This window comes from Clostridium sp. MB05 (genome assembly GCF_046581255.1).
Classification (GTDB): Bacteria; Bacillota; Clostridia; order Clostridiales; family Clostridiaceae; genus Clostridium.
In genome coordinates this window covers 2,093,626-2,109,989 of sequence record NZ_CP174370.1, presented here as the reverse complement: position 1 = coordinate 2,109,989, position 16,364 = coordinate 2,093,626, and the positions used below count along the sequence as shown (strand labels likewise).

The 16,364-nt window shown below is 27.5% G+C and carries 16 protein-coding genes and 1 riboswitch; of the genes, 4 read left to right on the top strand and 12 right to left on the bottom strand.

The window, feature by feature from the left end; translation table 11 throughout:
• Window positions 1-40: 40 nt before the first annotated feature.
• From licT to ACH36K_RS09855, 5 genes are all read right to left on the bottom strand, one after another.
• Window positions 41-874, bottom strand: coding sequence for a BglG family transcription antiterminator LicT (gene licT, locus ACH36K_RS09875; protein ID WP_411167462.1), 834 nt, complete (start codon window positions 872-874; stop codon window positions 41-43).
• A gap of 337 nt (window positions 875-1,211) precedes the next feature.
• On the bottom strand, window positions 1,212-2,447 hold the full coding sequence (locus ACH36K_RS09870) for a chloride channel protein (protein ID WP_411167461.1): 1,236 nt from the start codon (window positions 2,445-2,447) through the stop codon (window positions 1,212-1,214).
• Between the two features lie 344 nt (window positions 2,448-2,791).
• Entirely contained in the window at window positions 2,792-3,481 is a 690-nt protein-coding gene (locus tag ACH36K_RS09865; RefSeq protein ID WP_411170685.1) for a radical SAM protein, read from the bottom strand.
• Window position 3,482: 1 nt separating this feature from the next.
• Window positions 3,483-4,043, bottom strand: coding sequence for an ECF transporter S component (locus ACH36K_RS09860; protein WP_411167460.1), 561 nt, complete (start codon window positions 4,041-4,043; stop codon window positions 3,483-3,485).
• A gap of 18 nt (window positions 4,044-4,061) precedes the next feature.
• The gene (locus ACH36K_RS09855; protein WP_411167459.1) at window positions 4,062-5,042 is read right to left on the bottom strand and encodes a nucleoside hydrolase; all 981 of its coding nucleotides are present in this window, start codon (window positions 5,040-5,042) and stop codon (window positions 4,062-4,064) included.
• A 123-nt stretch (window positions 5,043-5,165) separates the two neighbouring features.
• Window positions 5,166-5,210, bottom strand: a riboswitch (PreQ1 riboswitch).
• Window positions 5,211-5,727: 517 nt separating this feature from the next.
• Here ACH36K_RS09855 and ACH36K_RS09850 point away from each other — a divergent pair.
• Both ACH36K_RS09850 and ACH36K_RS09845 read left to right on the top strand, forming a co-directional pair.
• Window positions 5,728-6,579: a Cof-type HAD-IIB family hydrolase gene (locus ACH36K_RS09850; protein WP_411167458.1), complete on the top strand. Its 852-nt coding sequence runs from the start codon at window positions 5,728-5,730 to the stop codon at window positions 6,577-6,579.
• Window positions 6,580-6,645: 66 nt separating this feature from the next.
• Complete coding sequence (locus tag ACH36K_RS09845) at window positions 6,646-7,497, top strand: MurR/RpiR family transcriptional regulator (RefSeq protein WP_411167457.1); 852 nt, start codon at window positions 6,646-6,648, stop codon at window positions 7,495-7,497.
• Between the two features lie 172 nt (window positions 7,498-7,669).
• Here the strand turns inward: ACH36K_RS09845 and ACH36K_RS09840 are convergent, their stop codons facing one another.
• The 3 genes from ACH36K_RS09840 to ACH36K_RS09830 all read right to left on the bottom strand — a co-directional run bounded on the left by ACH36K_RS09840 (window position 7,670) and on the right by ACH36K_RS09830 (window position 10,991).
• Window positions 7,670-8,515 carry an HAD family hydrolase gene (locus ACH36K_RS09840; protein WP_411167456.1) on the bottom strand — a complete coding sequence of 282 codons (846 nt, stop codon included), beginning with the start codon at window positions 8,513-8,515 and terminating at the stop codon, window positions 7,670-7,672.
• 180 nt (window positions 8,516-8,695) lie between these two features.
• Window positions 8,696-10,147: a glycoside hydrolase family 1 protein gene (locus tag ACH36K_RS09835; RefSeq protein WP_411167455.1), complete on the bottom strand. Its 1,452-nt coding sequence runs from the start codon at window positions 10,145-10,147 to the stop codon at window positions 8,696-8,698.
• Window positions 10,148-10,259: 112 nt separating this feature from the next.
• Complete coding sequence (locus ACH36K_RS09830; RefSeq protein ID WP_411167454.1) at window positions 10,260-10,991, bottom strand: MurR/RpiR family transcriptional regulator; 732 nt, start codon at window positions 10,989-10,991, stop codon at window positions 10,260-10,262.
• 270 nt (window positions 10,992-11,261) lie between these two features.
• On the opposite strand from ACH36K_RS09830, the gene ACH36K_RS09825 reads away from it, so the two are divergent.
• The gene (locus ACH36K_RS09825) at window positions 11,262-11,747 is read left to right on the top strand and encodes a C-GCAxxG-C-C family protein (RefSeq protein ID WP_322412774.1); all 486 of its coding nucleotides are present in this window, start codon (window positions 11,262-11,264) and stop codon (window positions 11,745-11,747) included.
• 11 nt (window positions 11,748-11,758) lie between these two features.
• Window positions 11,759-12,688, top strand: coding sequence for a TDT family transporter (locus ACH36K_RS09820; protein ID WP_411167453.1), 930 nt, complete (start codon window positions 11,759-11,761; stop codon window positions 12,686-12,688).
• Between the two features lie 156 nt (window positions 12,689-12,844).
• On the opposite strand, the gene ACH36K_RS09815 is transcribed toward ACH36K_RS09820, so the two are convergent.
• The 4 genes from ACH36K_RS09815 to rfbA all read right to left on the bottom strand — a co-directional run bounded on the left by ACH36K_RS09815 (window position 12,845) and on the right by rfbA (window position 16,316).
• Window positions 12,845-13,690 (bottom strand): aldo/keto reductase, encoded by an 846-nt coding sequence (locus tag ACH36K_RS09815; RefSeq protein WP_411167452.1) that lies wholly within the window; start codon window positions 13,688-13,690, stop codon window positions 12,845-12,847.
• A gap of 270 nt (window positions 13,691-13,960) precedes the next feature.
• Window positions 13,961-14,284, bottom strand: a complete 324-nt coding sequence (locus ACH36K_RS09810) for a hypothetical protein (RefSeq protein ID WP_411167451.1) — start codon at window positions 14,282-14,284, stop codon at window positions 13,961-13,963.
• A complete protein-coding gene (gene rfbB, locus ACH36K_RS09805; protein WP_411167450.1) occupies window positions 14,268-15,326 on the bottom strand; it encodes a dTDP-glucose 4,6-dehydratase in 1,059 nt (352 codons plus the stop codon). Before rfbB ends, ACH36K_RS09810 begins: the two co-directional genes overlap by 17 nt.
• Window positions 15,327-15,434: 108 nt before the next feature.
• Window positions 15,435-16,316 (bottom strand): glucose-1-phosphate thymidylyltransferase RfbA, encoded by an 882-nt coding sequence (gene rfbA / locus ACH36K_RS09800; RefSeq protein WP_411167449.1) that lies wholly within the window; start codon window positions 16,314-16,316, stop codon window positions 15,435-15,437.
• Window positions 16,317-16,364: the final 48 nt, after the last annotated feature.

The window sequence follows — 16,364 nt, the reverse complement described above, 5'->3', positions numbered from 1 at the left end:
TGCCTGCCTTGCCAGTTACAATCCTAACACTTTCTTTATATTATTTTTTTTGAACTACTCTTTCAATATGAATCGTTAAATATAACAACTCTTCTTTTGTAATATTATTGCCATATTTCATAGCAATAAATTCTTTAATTTTTTTACTACATTTAAAGGATCTAGGATATTTGTTTATTATCATATAATATAAATCATTATCAGTATCTTCATAATAGCTATTGTTAAAAATTCTTTCAGCAAAAAACTTTAAATGTGTTACAAATCTATAATAATTTAATGTTTCTTCGTCAAAATCTATATTTAAACTATATTTTGTAATATCCAGTATTTCTTGAACAATATTCATCATGTCCACTATTTCTGGTATATCTTTATTAAGTTGTCCATTTAAAATATGCAATGCTATTGAGGCGGCTTCATCCTCTGGCAACTGAATTCCTACCTTTTCCTTTATTATTTCTAAAGCTTTTATTCCTATTAAAAATTCTTGTTTATATAACCTTTTAATATCCCATAACATAGAATTTCTTATAAGAGTATTTTCTCTATATCTAGTTACTGAAAAACTTATATGGTCTGTAAGAGTTAAATATATGTTTTCATTTAACTTTTTTTCCAATTTATTTTCTGCATAGCTAATTATTTCTTCTGCTATTTGAATGTATTCTATTGGAATTTCACTAATTAAATTAATTAACTTATCAGTATTTAACTTATTTTCTAGTATAAAAATCTTGTTTATAAGGGATTTATCTATCTCATCACCCTTTTTCTTTTGAAATGCTATTCCTCTTCCCATAACTACTGTTTCTTCATTATTATCATTAAGTATTGTAATAGCATTATTATTTAATACTTTATGTATTATCACTTAGGTAACCTCCCTCTCTTAATTTCCTAATACATTTCAATTATTACAGAATTTTAAAAAATAAAAAACCTAAATTAATATAAAAATTTTTAAGTATTATTACTTAAAAAATCTTAAATTAATTTAGGTTTTGCCTGCACTATCAGTTACAATCCTAAAATCGTTCTTTATTTATATTTAGTTTATCACCATTTGTAAACATTGTCAACACGTTCTTACATTATCTTTCACAGATTGATTAATTTTAATATATGTATCTATTTTTATCGATTTTCCTTTAATTTTATTCATGTTTCACTTATAATTTTTTTATTTTACGATCTATATTTATGTATCTTTAATTTTTATTTTCAAGTTTATTAAACATATTTCCAGCAGCCGCTGCCATTATCATAGGTATTATAGCATTTGGTGGGAAAAAGAATATTAATAGAAATATTGCTACAAACATATTTCCTATTGCCTTACTTGCAAGACCTGTTACAATTATAGCAAGACAAAAAACTGGATCTAATGAAAATAACATTGATACACCATAAGCTGCACAACTACCTGCAAAAATCAATGGGAAGATGTGTCCTCCTCTATGACCTGTAGATAAGCAAATCTCAGTTAGTAGAAGTTTTAATAATGATAATAATATCAACATATAACCTGACATACTGCCCCATTCAAATACTAGTTTTTTCAACTCATGTTCTCCTGAAAATAATGTATAAGGAAAAATTGTTCCAAATATCCCTATAATTACTCCTCCGATTATTCCTTTTAGTAATTTTTTATTTTCAATAGATTTTAATGCTTTATGAAGTATAACACCATAAGCTTTATATATATATGCCAGTAACATAGCTATTAATATTAATGGAATTGCCCAAATAATCTCCTTTATTGTTATATTACTCTCTCCGAATTTAACAATGAATGATTCTCTATGATTAATCTTTGATAATAGAAAAAATGCTAAAAAACCAGATACAGTAGTAGTTGTATATACTATAGTTTTTATTTTTTTTAGAATCTTTGAATCATTTTCTTCCTCACCTGTTAATGTATATAGTCCAAATAAAGGTGCATTAAATATAATACTAGCACTTGCTTGAATACTATATTCTATTACAACATCTGAATTCCCAACTGCTATATTTTTCTTTTTAAACCTCTCCTTCATCTTATCTCCAATATATGTACTTATTCCTCCCACAATACCTGTTAATGCTGCTTCTGGCCCAACACTTGCTCCAAAAAAAAGTATTGTTAACGAATTAATTATTGAATTTTTTACAGATTTATATTCTATTCTTTTATTTTTCTTATACTCCTCTAAAGTTTCAGGCATATACTTGGGATATTCTCCAAGATATTTTTGAGTAAGCCCTACTAAAACACCACCAATAGTAGCAATAACTATCGTCCAATATTTCACATTTAAAAAATCACCTACTGTCTTCCATATAAAATTAGTTCCAAAGGTTACCAAACTTAGAAATGCCCATGTAAATGCACCTACTAATACTCCCATAAATATGCTATGAATCATCAATTTCAAATCTAATTTTGCAATTTTAACCAAAATATTCACTCCTCAGCTATAACTATTTAATTTTCTCGCTTTATTTAAATTGCATTTATTAATATATTTATAATTTTACTATATTTTTATAATAAATTCATAATTAAATAATATACCACTATTTTTAAATTTTTTCTATATAAAAAAACCACAATAATATATATCGTGGCTTTTTTGATTAAATATTATGTTATTTATTTTTTTGTATGCATCACTTTATTCTTAGCTATGCTTTAATATATTTTGAAATAGAATTATCTCTATCTATTACTAAATCTTCACTTTGTGTGTGAAATCATATATTATCAGCATAGTACGCTCAAACCTTTTATATAGTAGCTATATTACTCCCCTACACCAAAATCAGTATTCTCAAATAACACCTCAATTTTTTCTACTTTTTCTAAAAATCTATACTCATTGTTGAACCATTTAATTAACTCCTCATCCCTTTTTATGCTGGTACTATTTTCAGTAAAAATATTTATAGTTCCATAATCAAAATTATTTAATACTATATCAATATCATTTTTTATCATTTCTTTACTTTGCCCATTTATTCCCACTAATAGACACACTGAGGAAAAGTATTTTTTTACCTCTTTATAATCTTTAAAATTAGCATTTTTATTTAACACTATATTTCTAAAATCATTATTAAAACTTTCTACTCCAATTTTAAAAACTATTTCTATACCAAAAAAATCTCTCATTTCTTGTAATCTATTTTTATAACACCAATGACTTTCTAAAAATAATTTTTTAATATTCTTTTCTTTTATTATTTTTCTTATATGTTCTAAAGTGGCACTTGGCAATTCAAAACAACTTCCTGAATTAATTACTTCTAACACTCCATATATCCCCTTAACATTATCTAGTACTTCTTTATTAATCTTATTAATTTTTGATACATCATTTGAATTATCTTCTATATAATCACAAAATGAACACTTTCCCCAGATACATGGTAATGCCTTTAGTAATACTATTTCTCTTCTATTTTTTTCTGTTATCGAATTGTATCTATTCATTCTATTCATTCCTTACAATTTTACTCTTTATATTTAACGGCAACATTCCAATAATTGAAAAAACCACTCCAAAACTTACTGCCTTATCTAATAAATCAGTAAAAATTTGAGTTGAAAAAACGGCAGTTATAATACTTATACCTGAATTTTTTAATATTGCAACTAAAATACTTGATCCGGATGTTGTTACTCCATCAAATACAAATGAAGCAATAACCGCAGCCGTTGCTGATGCTAATAATGTAATTACTACTATTTTAAAAACAGATTTAATACCATTAGATTCTTTACTTTTAAATACTATTCCTGTACTAATACCTAAAACTAATTGTACTGGTATAAAATATAAAGATATTGGATCAAATGTAATACCATTAACTGTAGCTGATAACCCTCCAACTATTGCTCCACTTATTGGTCCAAATAATATTGAAACTAAAATAGTACCAATAGTATCAAGATAGATTGGAAGTTTAAGAGACAATGCAATAAATCCACCAACTAAATTAATAGCTATAGCTAACCCCATAAAAATTGTTTTATTTTTTCCCCTATTATTCATAACTTTTATACTCTCCTTCTAATTTAATCCATATTTGTCGTTATTTAAAACTGATAATATATCTTCCCTATGATTAGGAAATATTCTTATTAAAAACATCTTCATAAAATCTTTTGAATTTACTTCAGTTAAAACTAAGCAATTGCTTCTTTTTCTGTAAAAGTTTCCTTCATCTACTAAAGACATTCCTATAGCCTTCCCTTCTGTTACTATATCAACATAATACTCATTGCCTGAACATAATTCAGGATCAATAAAATACGCTATTGCAAGAGGATCATTTATAACGCACCCTAAAGTTCTTTCCTGAGCCCAATGAAAATCCACATAAAATCTTGTTATATTTATTATTAAATCTCCTAATGGTTCATTAAATTGTTTTATCATCTCTATGTAATTTGGAGTTAAGACACACTGTCTTGTAACATCAAGCCCCACCATTATAATTCTCCTATTTAGATCTTTAAATACCTTCTCTGTAGCATGGGGATCAACCCAAAAATTAAATTCAGCAACTTGAGAACAATTTCCAAAGCTTTTAAAGGCCCCACCCATAAGAACTAATTCCTTCATATTCCTTATTCCTTCCTCATCCTTTTCCAAAGCTTTTGCTATATTAGTTAAAGGTCCTAAAGCAATTACTGTAACATCTCTTGACTTTAAGGTCTCTAAAATAAAATCTACAGCACCTTCTTTATATCTTACTTCATCTATCATTGGTAAAAAGCTTTCGCCAAGTCCATCTGAACCATGAGTATCCTCAGCTGTAATTAACTCCCTCTTTAAAGGATCACAACTTCCAATATATACTGGTATGTCTAATCTATCTAAGGCTTTAAGAATCTTCAATGCATTTTCTGCTCCTTTTTTACCATGCACATTACCAGATACTATTGTAATACCTCTAACATCTAATTCCTCTGATTTTAATGCCATCATTATAGCTAAAGAATCATCAATTCCTGGATCACAATCTATTATTACCTTTTTCTTAATCATAATTTATCTCCCTTTATATAAATAATTTTTTCATAAAAAAATACCCTGAGAACCATCTCAAGGTATAAGTAACAAGACCATTAAAAAAGGTCGTACCAAGGATATAGTACGACCATAAAGTCTTTGTTCCTAGTTTTTTATAGAGGGATGGTTTCGAACCTCTCCCACAGAAACCTGTGGATTTTCTATTAAATTATAATCCTATAATATCATTTTTTACTCTTTACATCAATAGATCAATATTTTCCAATTAAATACTATAAGGAATCGTTAAGCTTTTGTAGCTAACTATAAATCCTAAGCAACTCTCACGCTTAATAGGATGATATGATAATATGAATCATCTCCCCTACTCCATTCTCTACTATATTCACAACTAATAACTGTTTTAGGCTATGTTCCAAATTCAAAACGCTTATGCTCAATAATTTGAATATATGATATATCTCTATACGTATAATTAACCACTACATTTCTGAGGTTTTTATATCTCCAATTGTATAATTTTCTCTTTTATACTTCTGTTAAATTCAGTAAAATTTTTTAAAAATGATAGACTTATTTCATATTATTATTTACTAACCTTATTATTTTTGATATATATTACTCATTATTCAATTATTCTATTCATTTATAAAATCAGTATTAGTATAATTAAATAAAAATAACTATGGAGGAAAGATAAATGAGTAATATAAGAGTAATTATTATGGATGTAGATGGTACATTAACTAATAGTAAAAAAGTAGTAACTGAAAAAACTAAAAATGCTTTAATTAAAGCACAAGAAGCAGGAGCTATACTAGTTTTAGCCTCAGGGAGACCTACCTCTGGATTAATGGATCTTGCTAGTGAATTGAAAATGAATGAAAATAATGGACTTTTAGTTTCTTTTAATGGGTCTAAGGTTGTCGATTGTCAAACTAATGAAGTTCTATTTAATGAAACTATGAGCATCGAAGAAGGACAAGCCGTTCTTGAACATATGAAGAATTTTGATGTTAAACCTATGATTGATAAAGGTAATTATATGTATGTTAATGATGTTTTCAATAATGAAGTAATGTACAACGGCTCACCTTTTAATATAATTCAATATGAAGCTCGTGGTGGTAAATTTAAACTATGTGAGAAAGAGGATTTAGCAGCTTTTGCTGATTATCCATTAAATAAAATTTTAACTGCAGGTGACCCAGAATATCTACAAGAAAATTATAAAGAAATGATGGAACCATTTAAAGATACTTTAAGTTGTATGTTTACAGCAGCTGTCTACTTCGAGTTTACTGCTAAAGGAATTGATAAAGCTAAGGCTTTAGATAGCGTATTAATTCCTATGGGCTATAAAAAGGAAGAAATGATTGCTTTTGGAGATGGGCATAATGATGCTTCAATGGTTAAATATGCTGGTATAGGAGTAGCTATGGCTAATGCTGTAGATGACTTAAAAGCTATAGCTGATGAAGTCACTCTATCTAATGAAGAAGATGGTATTGCTTATACACTAGATAAATATATAAAAGATATAGATATTTAAACTATCTATAAACTTTAAACACTAAAATTTAATAAAATATTATATAATGTTCATGAGGTGATCTTCATGAACATTTTTAGTAAATTGAATAAACTAACTAATTTAACTGAAAACGAAAAAACATTAGTTACATATATGCAAGATAATCCTGAAATTTTTGTAAAGATGAGTGCTGCTGAAATTAGTGAAGCATGCTTTATTTCAACTTCAACAATTTATAGATTATGTCAGAAGTTAGATTTAATAGGTCTATCAGAATTAAAAATACAAGTATCTTCTTCTATTAATGAATATTTGAAAGAGAAAAGTTTAATAGATTATAACTATCCTTTTAAAGAAAATGAAACACAATATGAAATTGTTCTTAGAATGAAGGAATTGTATGAACAAACCCTGGTATCTTCCTTAAATCTAATAGATCTTGAACAATTAAAATTAATTTCTGATGCTTTAAAAAAAGCAAAATACATAGATTTTTACACATCTGCTGGGAATATTTATTTTGCTGAGAACTTTAAATTTCAAATGCAAGAAATAGGAACATTTATTAATGTTCCTATAGAAGAATACCATCAACTATTAACAGCTTCTACTAGTGACGAAAATCATATTGCAATAATTGTATCCTTTGAGGGCAGAGGATTAATAGCAGAAAATATAGCTGAGATTTTAAAAAAGAATAAAACTCCAATTATTTTAATATCTTCTACAACTGAAAGTCCTCTTACTAAGTATGCAAACTATCAGTTGTATTTAAGTTCAAATGAAAACCACTTTAATAAAATTTCTTCTTTTTCAACAAGATTATCTTTATTATATGTTTTAGATTGTATATACACTCATTATTTTAAATTCGACTATGATAAAAATGTAAGTTATAAACTTAATGCATACAAAAAATTATCTAAAAAGCAATAATTAAGTTTATTTAATTAGTTATTTAATTAAATTAGTTTTAAAACATATTCTTTATATATATCCTTTATAAATTAAGTTTAAGATCCTTAGGTATTGATATAGAAGTTAAAAACAAAATAATAAGATGGATATTTTTCTTTGAAAAATATCCATCTTCTCTATAATCTAAGTTCTATATTAAATTGTTTTTCTTAAAGCTAAAATATATACCACCATTGCTAGCACTATATGTTACTTCATCAGCTATTTCAAGCAACTTTGGCTTTGCATTTTCCATCGCTACACCATGGTTAACACATCTAAACATCTCTATATCATTTTCTCCATCACCATAAGCTAATGTATTACTCTTATCTATATTTAAATAATCAATAACAAACTTAATAGCTGTATATTTACTTATACCTTTAATACCAACTTCCCCGCTCTCAGATCCAAATTGTGGTACTGTATTATGATATAGTTCTAAGTCTTTATTAAAAGTATTAAATACATCTTCATAAGGATGACCATTGCTAATAAATGAAATCTTATTTACATTACTATAATCAATTTGTTTATTCTTATGTTTATCTAATATTTCATTAAACCATTTAATTTCTTCTATTGCTTCTTCATAGGCCTTACTATTTTCATTAAGTCCATTAGTAACTTGTCCCAAAATAGCATCTTTGCAATTTAAACTTCCAAATAAACCATCATTTGATTCAATATAGTAAGCAATATCATATTTATTAAAATACTCTATTAATCTTATTACAAGTTCCTCAGGCATTTTTTTATGCATTAATGTTTCACCATCAACTTCAATATATCCTCCACCTGCGCAAATCATACCATCAAATCCAATTGACTCTATATCATCATTAATTTCTGGTTTTGACCTACCTGTACAAATGTACACTAAATGCCCATTATCCCTAGCTTCTTGAATTGCTTCTCTAGCTGATTTTGGTACTTCTCCTGCTAAATCACAAAGTGTTCCATCGACATCTATGAAAATCAACTTTTTATTCATTAATATTCTCCTCTAAATTATTAAGTCACAATCAAAGAAATAACAAGCCAGTATTTTCGCCTATTTGCCACTATACGTCGTCGTCAAAACCCTTACATAGTGGCACTATGAAAGGATTTTAACTCCTAGTCTCGTGACAAATATGCTTCAATCTTTGACTTGTTATTTCTTTTCAAGTGCCTAGTCTAGATTTTCTCCATTACTTTCTATAACTTTTTTATACCAATAGAAACTATCTTTCTTACTTCTACTTAAATCTCCGTTTCCATCGTTATCTTTATTTACATAGATAAATCCATATCTTTTTTTCATTTCTCCTGTTGATGCACTTACTAAATCTATACATCCCCAAGGAGTATATCCTATTAATTCTACTCCATCTTCAACTGCTTCTTTCATTTCAATTATATGATCTCTTAAATATCTAATTCTATAATCATCTTTAATAGATCCATCTTCTTCAGCTTTATCAACTGCACCTAATCCATTTTCTACAACCATCATAGGGATTTGGTATCTGTTATAAATGTTATTTAATACCCATCTTAAACCTTTAGGGTCAATTTGCCATCCCCAATCACTAGCTTTAAGATATGGATTCTTTGCTCCTCCCATTATGTTTCCTGTAGCATTTTCCACTTCCTTATCTGCTGTTGAACAGTTTGACATGTAATAGCTAAATGTATAGTAATCTACACAACCCTCTTTTAATATTTGCTCATCATTTTCTTCTATCTTTATTTCTATGTTATTTTCTTTAAAATATCTCTTTGCAAATCCTGGATATGCACCTCTTACTTGAACATCTGAACATAAGAAGTTATTTATATTATCTCTTTCTTGAGCTAAGAATACATCCTCTGGATTACATGTATAAGGATAAGTACACATATATGCAATCATACATCCTATTTTGAAATCACTATTAATTTCATGTCCTAATTTAACAGCCTTTGCACTTGCTATAAATTGATGATGAAGTGCTTGGAATCTAAGTTGTTTACTTTCATCTTTTTCATCTCCAAAGTTAAGTGCAAGATCAGCTCCACCTTCTGGTATGATTCCACCAGCCATAAGCCCACCAAATGGATGTGTTAAACAGTTAATTTCATTAAATGTTAACCAATATTTAACTTTATCTTTATATCTATTAAATATAGTTTCACAATATCTAACATAGCAATCAATCACTTCTCTACTTGCCCATCCATTGTACTTTTGAACTAATCCAAAAGGCATTTCATAATGTGATATTGTTACTAATGGTTCTATATTATATTTCTTTAATTCAGCAAAAACATTGTCATAGAAATTTAATCCTTCTTCATTTGGCTCTAACTCATCTCCATTTGGAAATATTCTAGTCCAATTTATTGACATTCTAAAAACCTTAAATCCCATTTCTCCAAATAATTTTATATCTTCCTTATAATGATGATAAAAATCTATAGCCTCATGGCTTGGATAGTATGTTCCTTCTTCTAACTTAGGTGTAACTCTTCTTGGCGTTGTGTGAGTACCTCCTGTCATAATATCTGCAGTACTAAGGCCTTTTCCACCTTCTCTATATCCACCTTCAAATTGGTTAGCAGCAGTTGCTCCTCCCCATAAAAAATCCTTTGGTAAACTCATCTTTTTTCCTCCTCTAAAAAATTTACTTGATGACTAAATTATATACTTAAATTCCTATTAAAATATTTTCATTCAAATTCTGAATAAAAAAGCGAGATGATTTGTAACTAACTCATCTCGCATTTTTTAACTCTTCTATTATATTATCTAAAAGTGCCATCATAACATAACGACTATTTTTTACTCCAATATCAATATCTAAAATAAGATGCTTGTTAAACAATTTTTTAGTTCTATTATCTAAATCTTGTATTGAAATAACTAATTTTTCGCCTTTACAATTTCTTATATATTCTTTAATAATTCTATTTCCATTAAAAAAATTTCCTGATGTAGTAAATATCAATAATAAACTATCACTACTTATATTTTGTATTTCTTCATTATCTTCAATAACTTTAACTATTTTTCCAAATGGGTGACATTCCATTTGAAAGTATTGTGCCATTAAATAGCAATAATTTAACCCTGATATATAAACTTTATCATAACTATTTATAGTTGAAGCTACATTATTAATATCTATATAATCTATTTTACTATAAAATAATTTTAAATCCTGACTTAATAAATTTATATCGGTATAATTATTATCTATATTATTTTTTACTCCCTCTATATAAAGCAAACATTCCTCTTTAAAAGCATTATAATCAACATAACCAAGCTTTTTTATAAATCTACTAGTAGTTGCTTGAGATACAAAACAAAGTTTTGAAAGCTCAGTTATATTATAATTAGGAACACTTTCTATATTATTAACTATAAAGGAAGCTATATTGTAATTTATATCTTCAATATTATGATTATTTATATAATTATTTAACTTATCTATAACTATCAATGGTTTTAATTCTCCTATTTTATGCCGAAAATTATTATAAATCATTTTCTAAAATTATACCATAAAATATTCCCTAAAACATCTATACTTGAAACATAAAATCATTCTAATATCTTCACCAATAAGTCCGAAATCAAATGCACTATTATCCCTTAATTCCTTCTCTTCTTTAAAATACTAGTATTTATTTATTTGATTAAAATATAAATTTGTATTTAATTTCCTTATAATTTATAATGAAAGTGATTATATAAAATGGAGGATTTTTGTATGAATGCGAAAAAAGAGGTAAGCATAAGAAAAATATCTGAAGATGCTGAGAATTTATTTAGAGGAGGATTTTTCTGCTCTGAAGCACTAATAAGTTCAATACGTTCTAACTTTGAGTTAGATATACCTGAAGAAATAATATCTATGGCTTCAGGATTCCCTGTTGGCATTGGACGTTCTAAGTGTCTGTGTGGAGCAGTTTCTGGTGGGGTTATGGCTTTAGGACTATTCTTTGGCCGTACTAAACAAGGAGATCCTAAAGTAGAGAAAAATTTAGAATTAGCAAAGGAATTACATGATTGGTTTAAAGAAGCTAATGGTAAAAATGCTCTTTGCTGTCGTATATTGACTAAAGAGTTTGATATGGCATCTGGTGCTCATAAAGAGCAATGTATACATTTTACAGGTATGGTTGCTGGAAAAGTTGCTGAAATAATAGTAAGAGAACTAAATCTAGTTAATACAGACACCTTAGTTACAGTATAGGAGTAAAAAATATGATAAAGAAAATACCACTCCCTATTTCAGGGGTAATGCTCGGATTTGCGGCTTTAGGTAATTTACTTCAAAGCTATTCTGAATCTATCCGTTTAGTATGCGGAGTTATATCTTTAATTTTAGGATTACTATTGATATGTAAAATTGTAATATATCCGTCTATGATAAAAGAAGATATGAAAAATCCAATTATGGCCGGTGTATCTGCAACATTTCCTATGGCTATAATGCTTTTATCTACTTATATTAAGCCTTTTATAGGACCAAAAGCTATTTATATTTGGTATTTAGGAATACTTCTTCATTTAACTTTAATAGTATACTTCTCAATAGAATTTATATTAAAGTTCAATATAAAAAAAGTTTTTACTACATATTTTATAGTTTATGTTGGACTAGCTGCTGCAAGTGTTTCTGCACCAACCTTTGAAAAAACAAATATAGGCACATTAGCATTTTGGTTTGCATTTATATTATGTATGATATTACTTGTGGTTGTAACATATAGATATGCTAAATATAAAGAAATCCCTAATTCATCTAAACCACTATTCTGCATATATACAGCTCCTGTAAGCCTTTGTCTTGCTGGATATATTCAATCAGTACAAACAAAGTCATTATTAATGATAACTTTCTTAACTATTTTATCATTCATAATATATATTATAGTTCTATTTAAATTACCAAAGTATTTAAAAATGCCATTTTTCCCAAGCTATTCAGCTTTTACATTTCCTTTTGTTATAAGTGGAATTGGAATGAAAATGACCATGTCTCACTTAAGTAAAATAGGATATAATATGGGATTTTTAAAATATGTTGTTTTATTACAAACAATTATAGCTACAATATTAGTAATATATACTTTATTCAGATTTATAATTTTTATAATTCCAGAGAAAAAAGATTATTCAATAACTCAATAATTTTAATCGTTAATTTACTTTTATAAAAGCAGAAGTAATAAGTTATAAATTAATAAAGAAAATAGCAACTCTCAAAAACAAAGTTTGCTATTTCTTTATTTCTTATCATTTATTAATCAATCTTCTGCCTATAAAAGAAATTACATATATTTTATATTACTCCTCTAATCCAGCAAAAATTTCTACAACATCAGGATCACGATGAGAGAAAAATGCACTTTCTCCTTTGTCTAATTTGGCAATATTATTCATATCATCATCATCTAATTTAAAATCAAATATATTAAAATTTTCAATCATTCTTTCTTTATGCACAGATTTAGGAATAACAATAACACCTCTTTGAATTAAATATCTTAATGCTACTTGAGCTGTAGATTTATTATATCTATCTCCAACTTTTTTCAGAGTTTCATTTGTAAAGATATTCTTTTCTCCTTCTGCAAGTGGTGCCCAAGATTCAATTTGTACCCCATATTTATCCATGATTTTCTTAGCCTTTACTTGTTGATTAAATGGATGTGTTTCAACTTGATTAATCGCTGGAACTATCTCATTAAACTTAATGAGATCTATTAATCTATCTGGATAAAAATTACTTACCCCTATAGCTCTTATTTTACCACTCTTATACATTTCCTCCATAGCTCTATATGTGCCATAATAATCATTGAAAGGTTGATGTATTAATACTAAATCCAAATATTCAAGTTGAAGCTTTTTAAGTGATTTCTCTATAGAAGTTCTTGCCTTTTCATATCCAGCATTTGATATCCACACTTTAGTTGTAATAAATAATTCTTCTCTTGGAACTTTGCACTTTTTAATTGCTCTTCCCACAGCTTCTTCATTACCATACGTCTGAGCAGTATCAATTGAGCGATATCCTACTTCAATTGCATCTAATACACACCTCTCACATTCCTTCAAATCTTCAATTTGATAAACTCCATATCCTAAAACGGGCATTTTCACCCCATTATTTAACGTTACATATTCCATATATTCCTCCTCATTTCCATAAGCTATTTTCATATATTTATTACTACTATTTCATATTATTATTTATACCTTATTTTAGTTTATTTTCATATTAAGAACATACTCTTCATATCATTCAATTTTCTTATCAAGATAATCTAATATATAATATATTATTTAAGATATTTATTTTATATAATTTAGAAAACTGATAAAAAATACAAAATAAGAACAGTTGATACAAGTTCAACTGTTCTTTCAAAATATATAATATAAAAAACATATTTTTTATCAGTTTAAGATACATAATTTATATTCCTCTTCCCAACCATCATGCCAAATATTATATTCATTGCCATCATTAATTTTATAAATATGTTCACCTCGTTTTTCTGGTGACGTATAATACTCAAAGTGCACTGCATAATTCCCATTACATATCTCATTAATTGTTCTATAAGTATTACATTTAATTATTTTATTTTTCAACGTAAAATATGATAAAATTTCCTCACTCTTGCTATTTTTTAGTACCCATACTACATTATTTCCATATACGCTAGCAAGAAAATGATTTTTAATAATTACTGGCATAATTTTACTTACTATTCTCATACATATTGTTGTAATAATTTTCGTACTCACCAGTCGTAATGTTATTTATCCAATCTTTATTATCTAAATTCCATTTTATTGTACTTTTTATTCCTACTTCAAAGGGAGTTTCTGGATACCAGCCTAATTCATCTTTTATCTTTGTTGGATCTATTGCGTATCTTTTGTCATGACCTTTTCTGTCTTCAACGTAAGTTATTAGTTTTTCTGTTATTTCTTTGTCTACTTTTTCGCTCAAGTAATTTATAATAGTTTTAACTATTTGTATATTAGTTCTTTCGTTGTGTCCACCTATATTATAAATTTCACCTACTGTACCACTATTTATAATAATATCTATTGCTTTACAGTGATCTTCTACATATAACCAATCTCTTATATTCATTCCATTACCGTATATTGGTAGACATTTATGATTTAAGCAATTGTTTATTAGTAAGGGTATTAATTTTTCTGGGAATTGGTATGGTCCATAATTATTTGAACATCTAGTTATATTTACAGGCATTTTATAGGTATCAAAGAAAGCTTTCACCATTAAATCCGCGCCTGCTTTGCTTGAAGAATATGGACTATGTGGATCTAGTGGTGTATTTTCAAGAAAATACCCGGTTTCACCGAGTGTTCCATATACTTCATCCATAGATATTTGTATAAATTTCTTACCTTGTTTAAATACACCTTGTACTTCCCATGCATTTTTAGCTACATTTAAAAGGTTTGCTGTACCTAAAACATTTGTCTTAACGAAAATCTCAGGTTCTTTTATACTTCTATCTACATGTGACTCTGCTGCAAAGTTCACAACATAGTCAATGTCATTTTCTGAAAATAATTTTTCTATTAACTCTTTATCACATATATCGCCTTGAATAAATGTATAGTTTGGATTATTTTCTACATCTTTTAAATTTTCTAAATTTCCTGCATAAGTTAATTTATCTAAATTTATAATTTTTATCTCTGAATATTTATTTAACATGTGATGAACAAAATTTGAACCTATAAATCCAGCCCCACCTGTTACCAAATACATTTTCATATATAACTACTCCTTTTTAGATATTAAATCACCATCTGCGATGCTGCAATATTAACGACTTCAGAAGGAGATTTAGACTCCCACTTATAGAAGCTGGAGTCTTTCCTCCTAAAGTGTCGTTAAAGATTCATCAGCAACTTGCAATAAATACCTACCATATTCTGTTTTCATAAAAGGTTCTGCTAATTTTAAAAATTGCTCTCTATTTATAAAGCCTTTTCTGTAAGCTACCGCTTCTATACAAGCTATACATAAACCTTGCCTTGTTTGAATAGTTTCTACAAAATTAGATGCATCTAAAAGACTTTTGTGAGTTCCTGTATCAAGCCATGCAAATCCTTTACCTAAAAGCTCTACTCTTAAATTTCCTCTTCTTAAATATTCATTATTTACTGCGGTTATTTCTAGTTCACCTCTAGCAGAGGGCTTAATATTTTTAGCTATATCAACTACATTATTATCATAGAAATATAACCCTGGAACAGCATAACTTGATTTTGGTTTTTCTGGCTTTTCTTCAATTGATACTACATTTTTATTTTCATCAAATTCAACAATACCAAACTCACTTGGATTGTCTACATGATATCCAAAAATAATAGCTCCTTCTTCTCTATCTACTACTCTTTTTAGTATTCCTGGAAAATCATATCCATAGAAAAAGTTATCCCCTAGAACTAATGCTACTTTATCATTGCCTATAAATTCTTCTCCAATAATAAAAGCGTCTGCAAGCCCTCTTGGATATTCCTGAACGGCATACTGTAATTTTAGGCCTATATCACTTTTATCACCTAATAACTCTTTAAAAGTGGCTATATCTCTAGGTGTCGAAATAATTAATATTTCTTTTATACCTGCAAGCATTAACACGGATAATGGATAATATATCATTGGCTTATCATATACTGGGAGTATTTGTTTTGATATTGCTTTTGTTACTGGATATAGTCTTGTTCCGGAACCACCAGCTAAAATAATACCTTTCATTTTTACCTCCTTATAGATTTTAGGTTTTGCCTTATAATTTGTTCATAT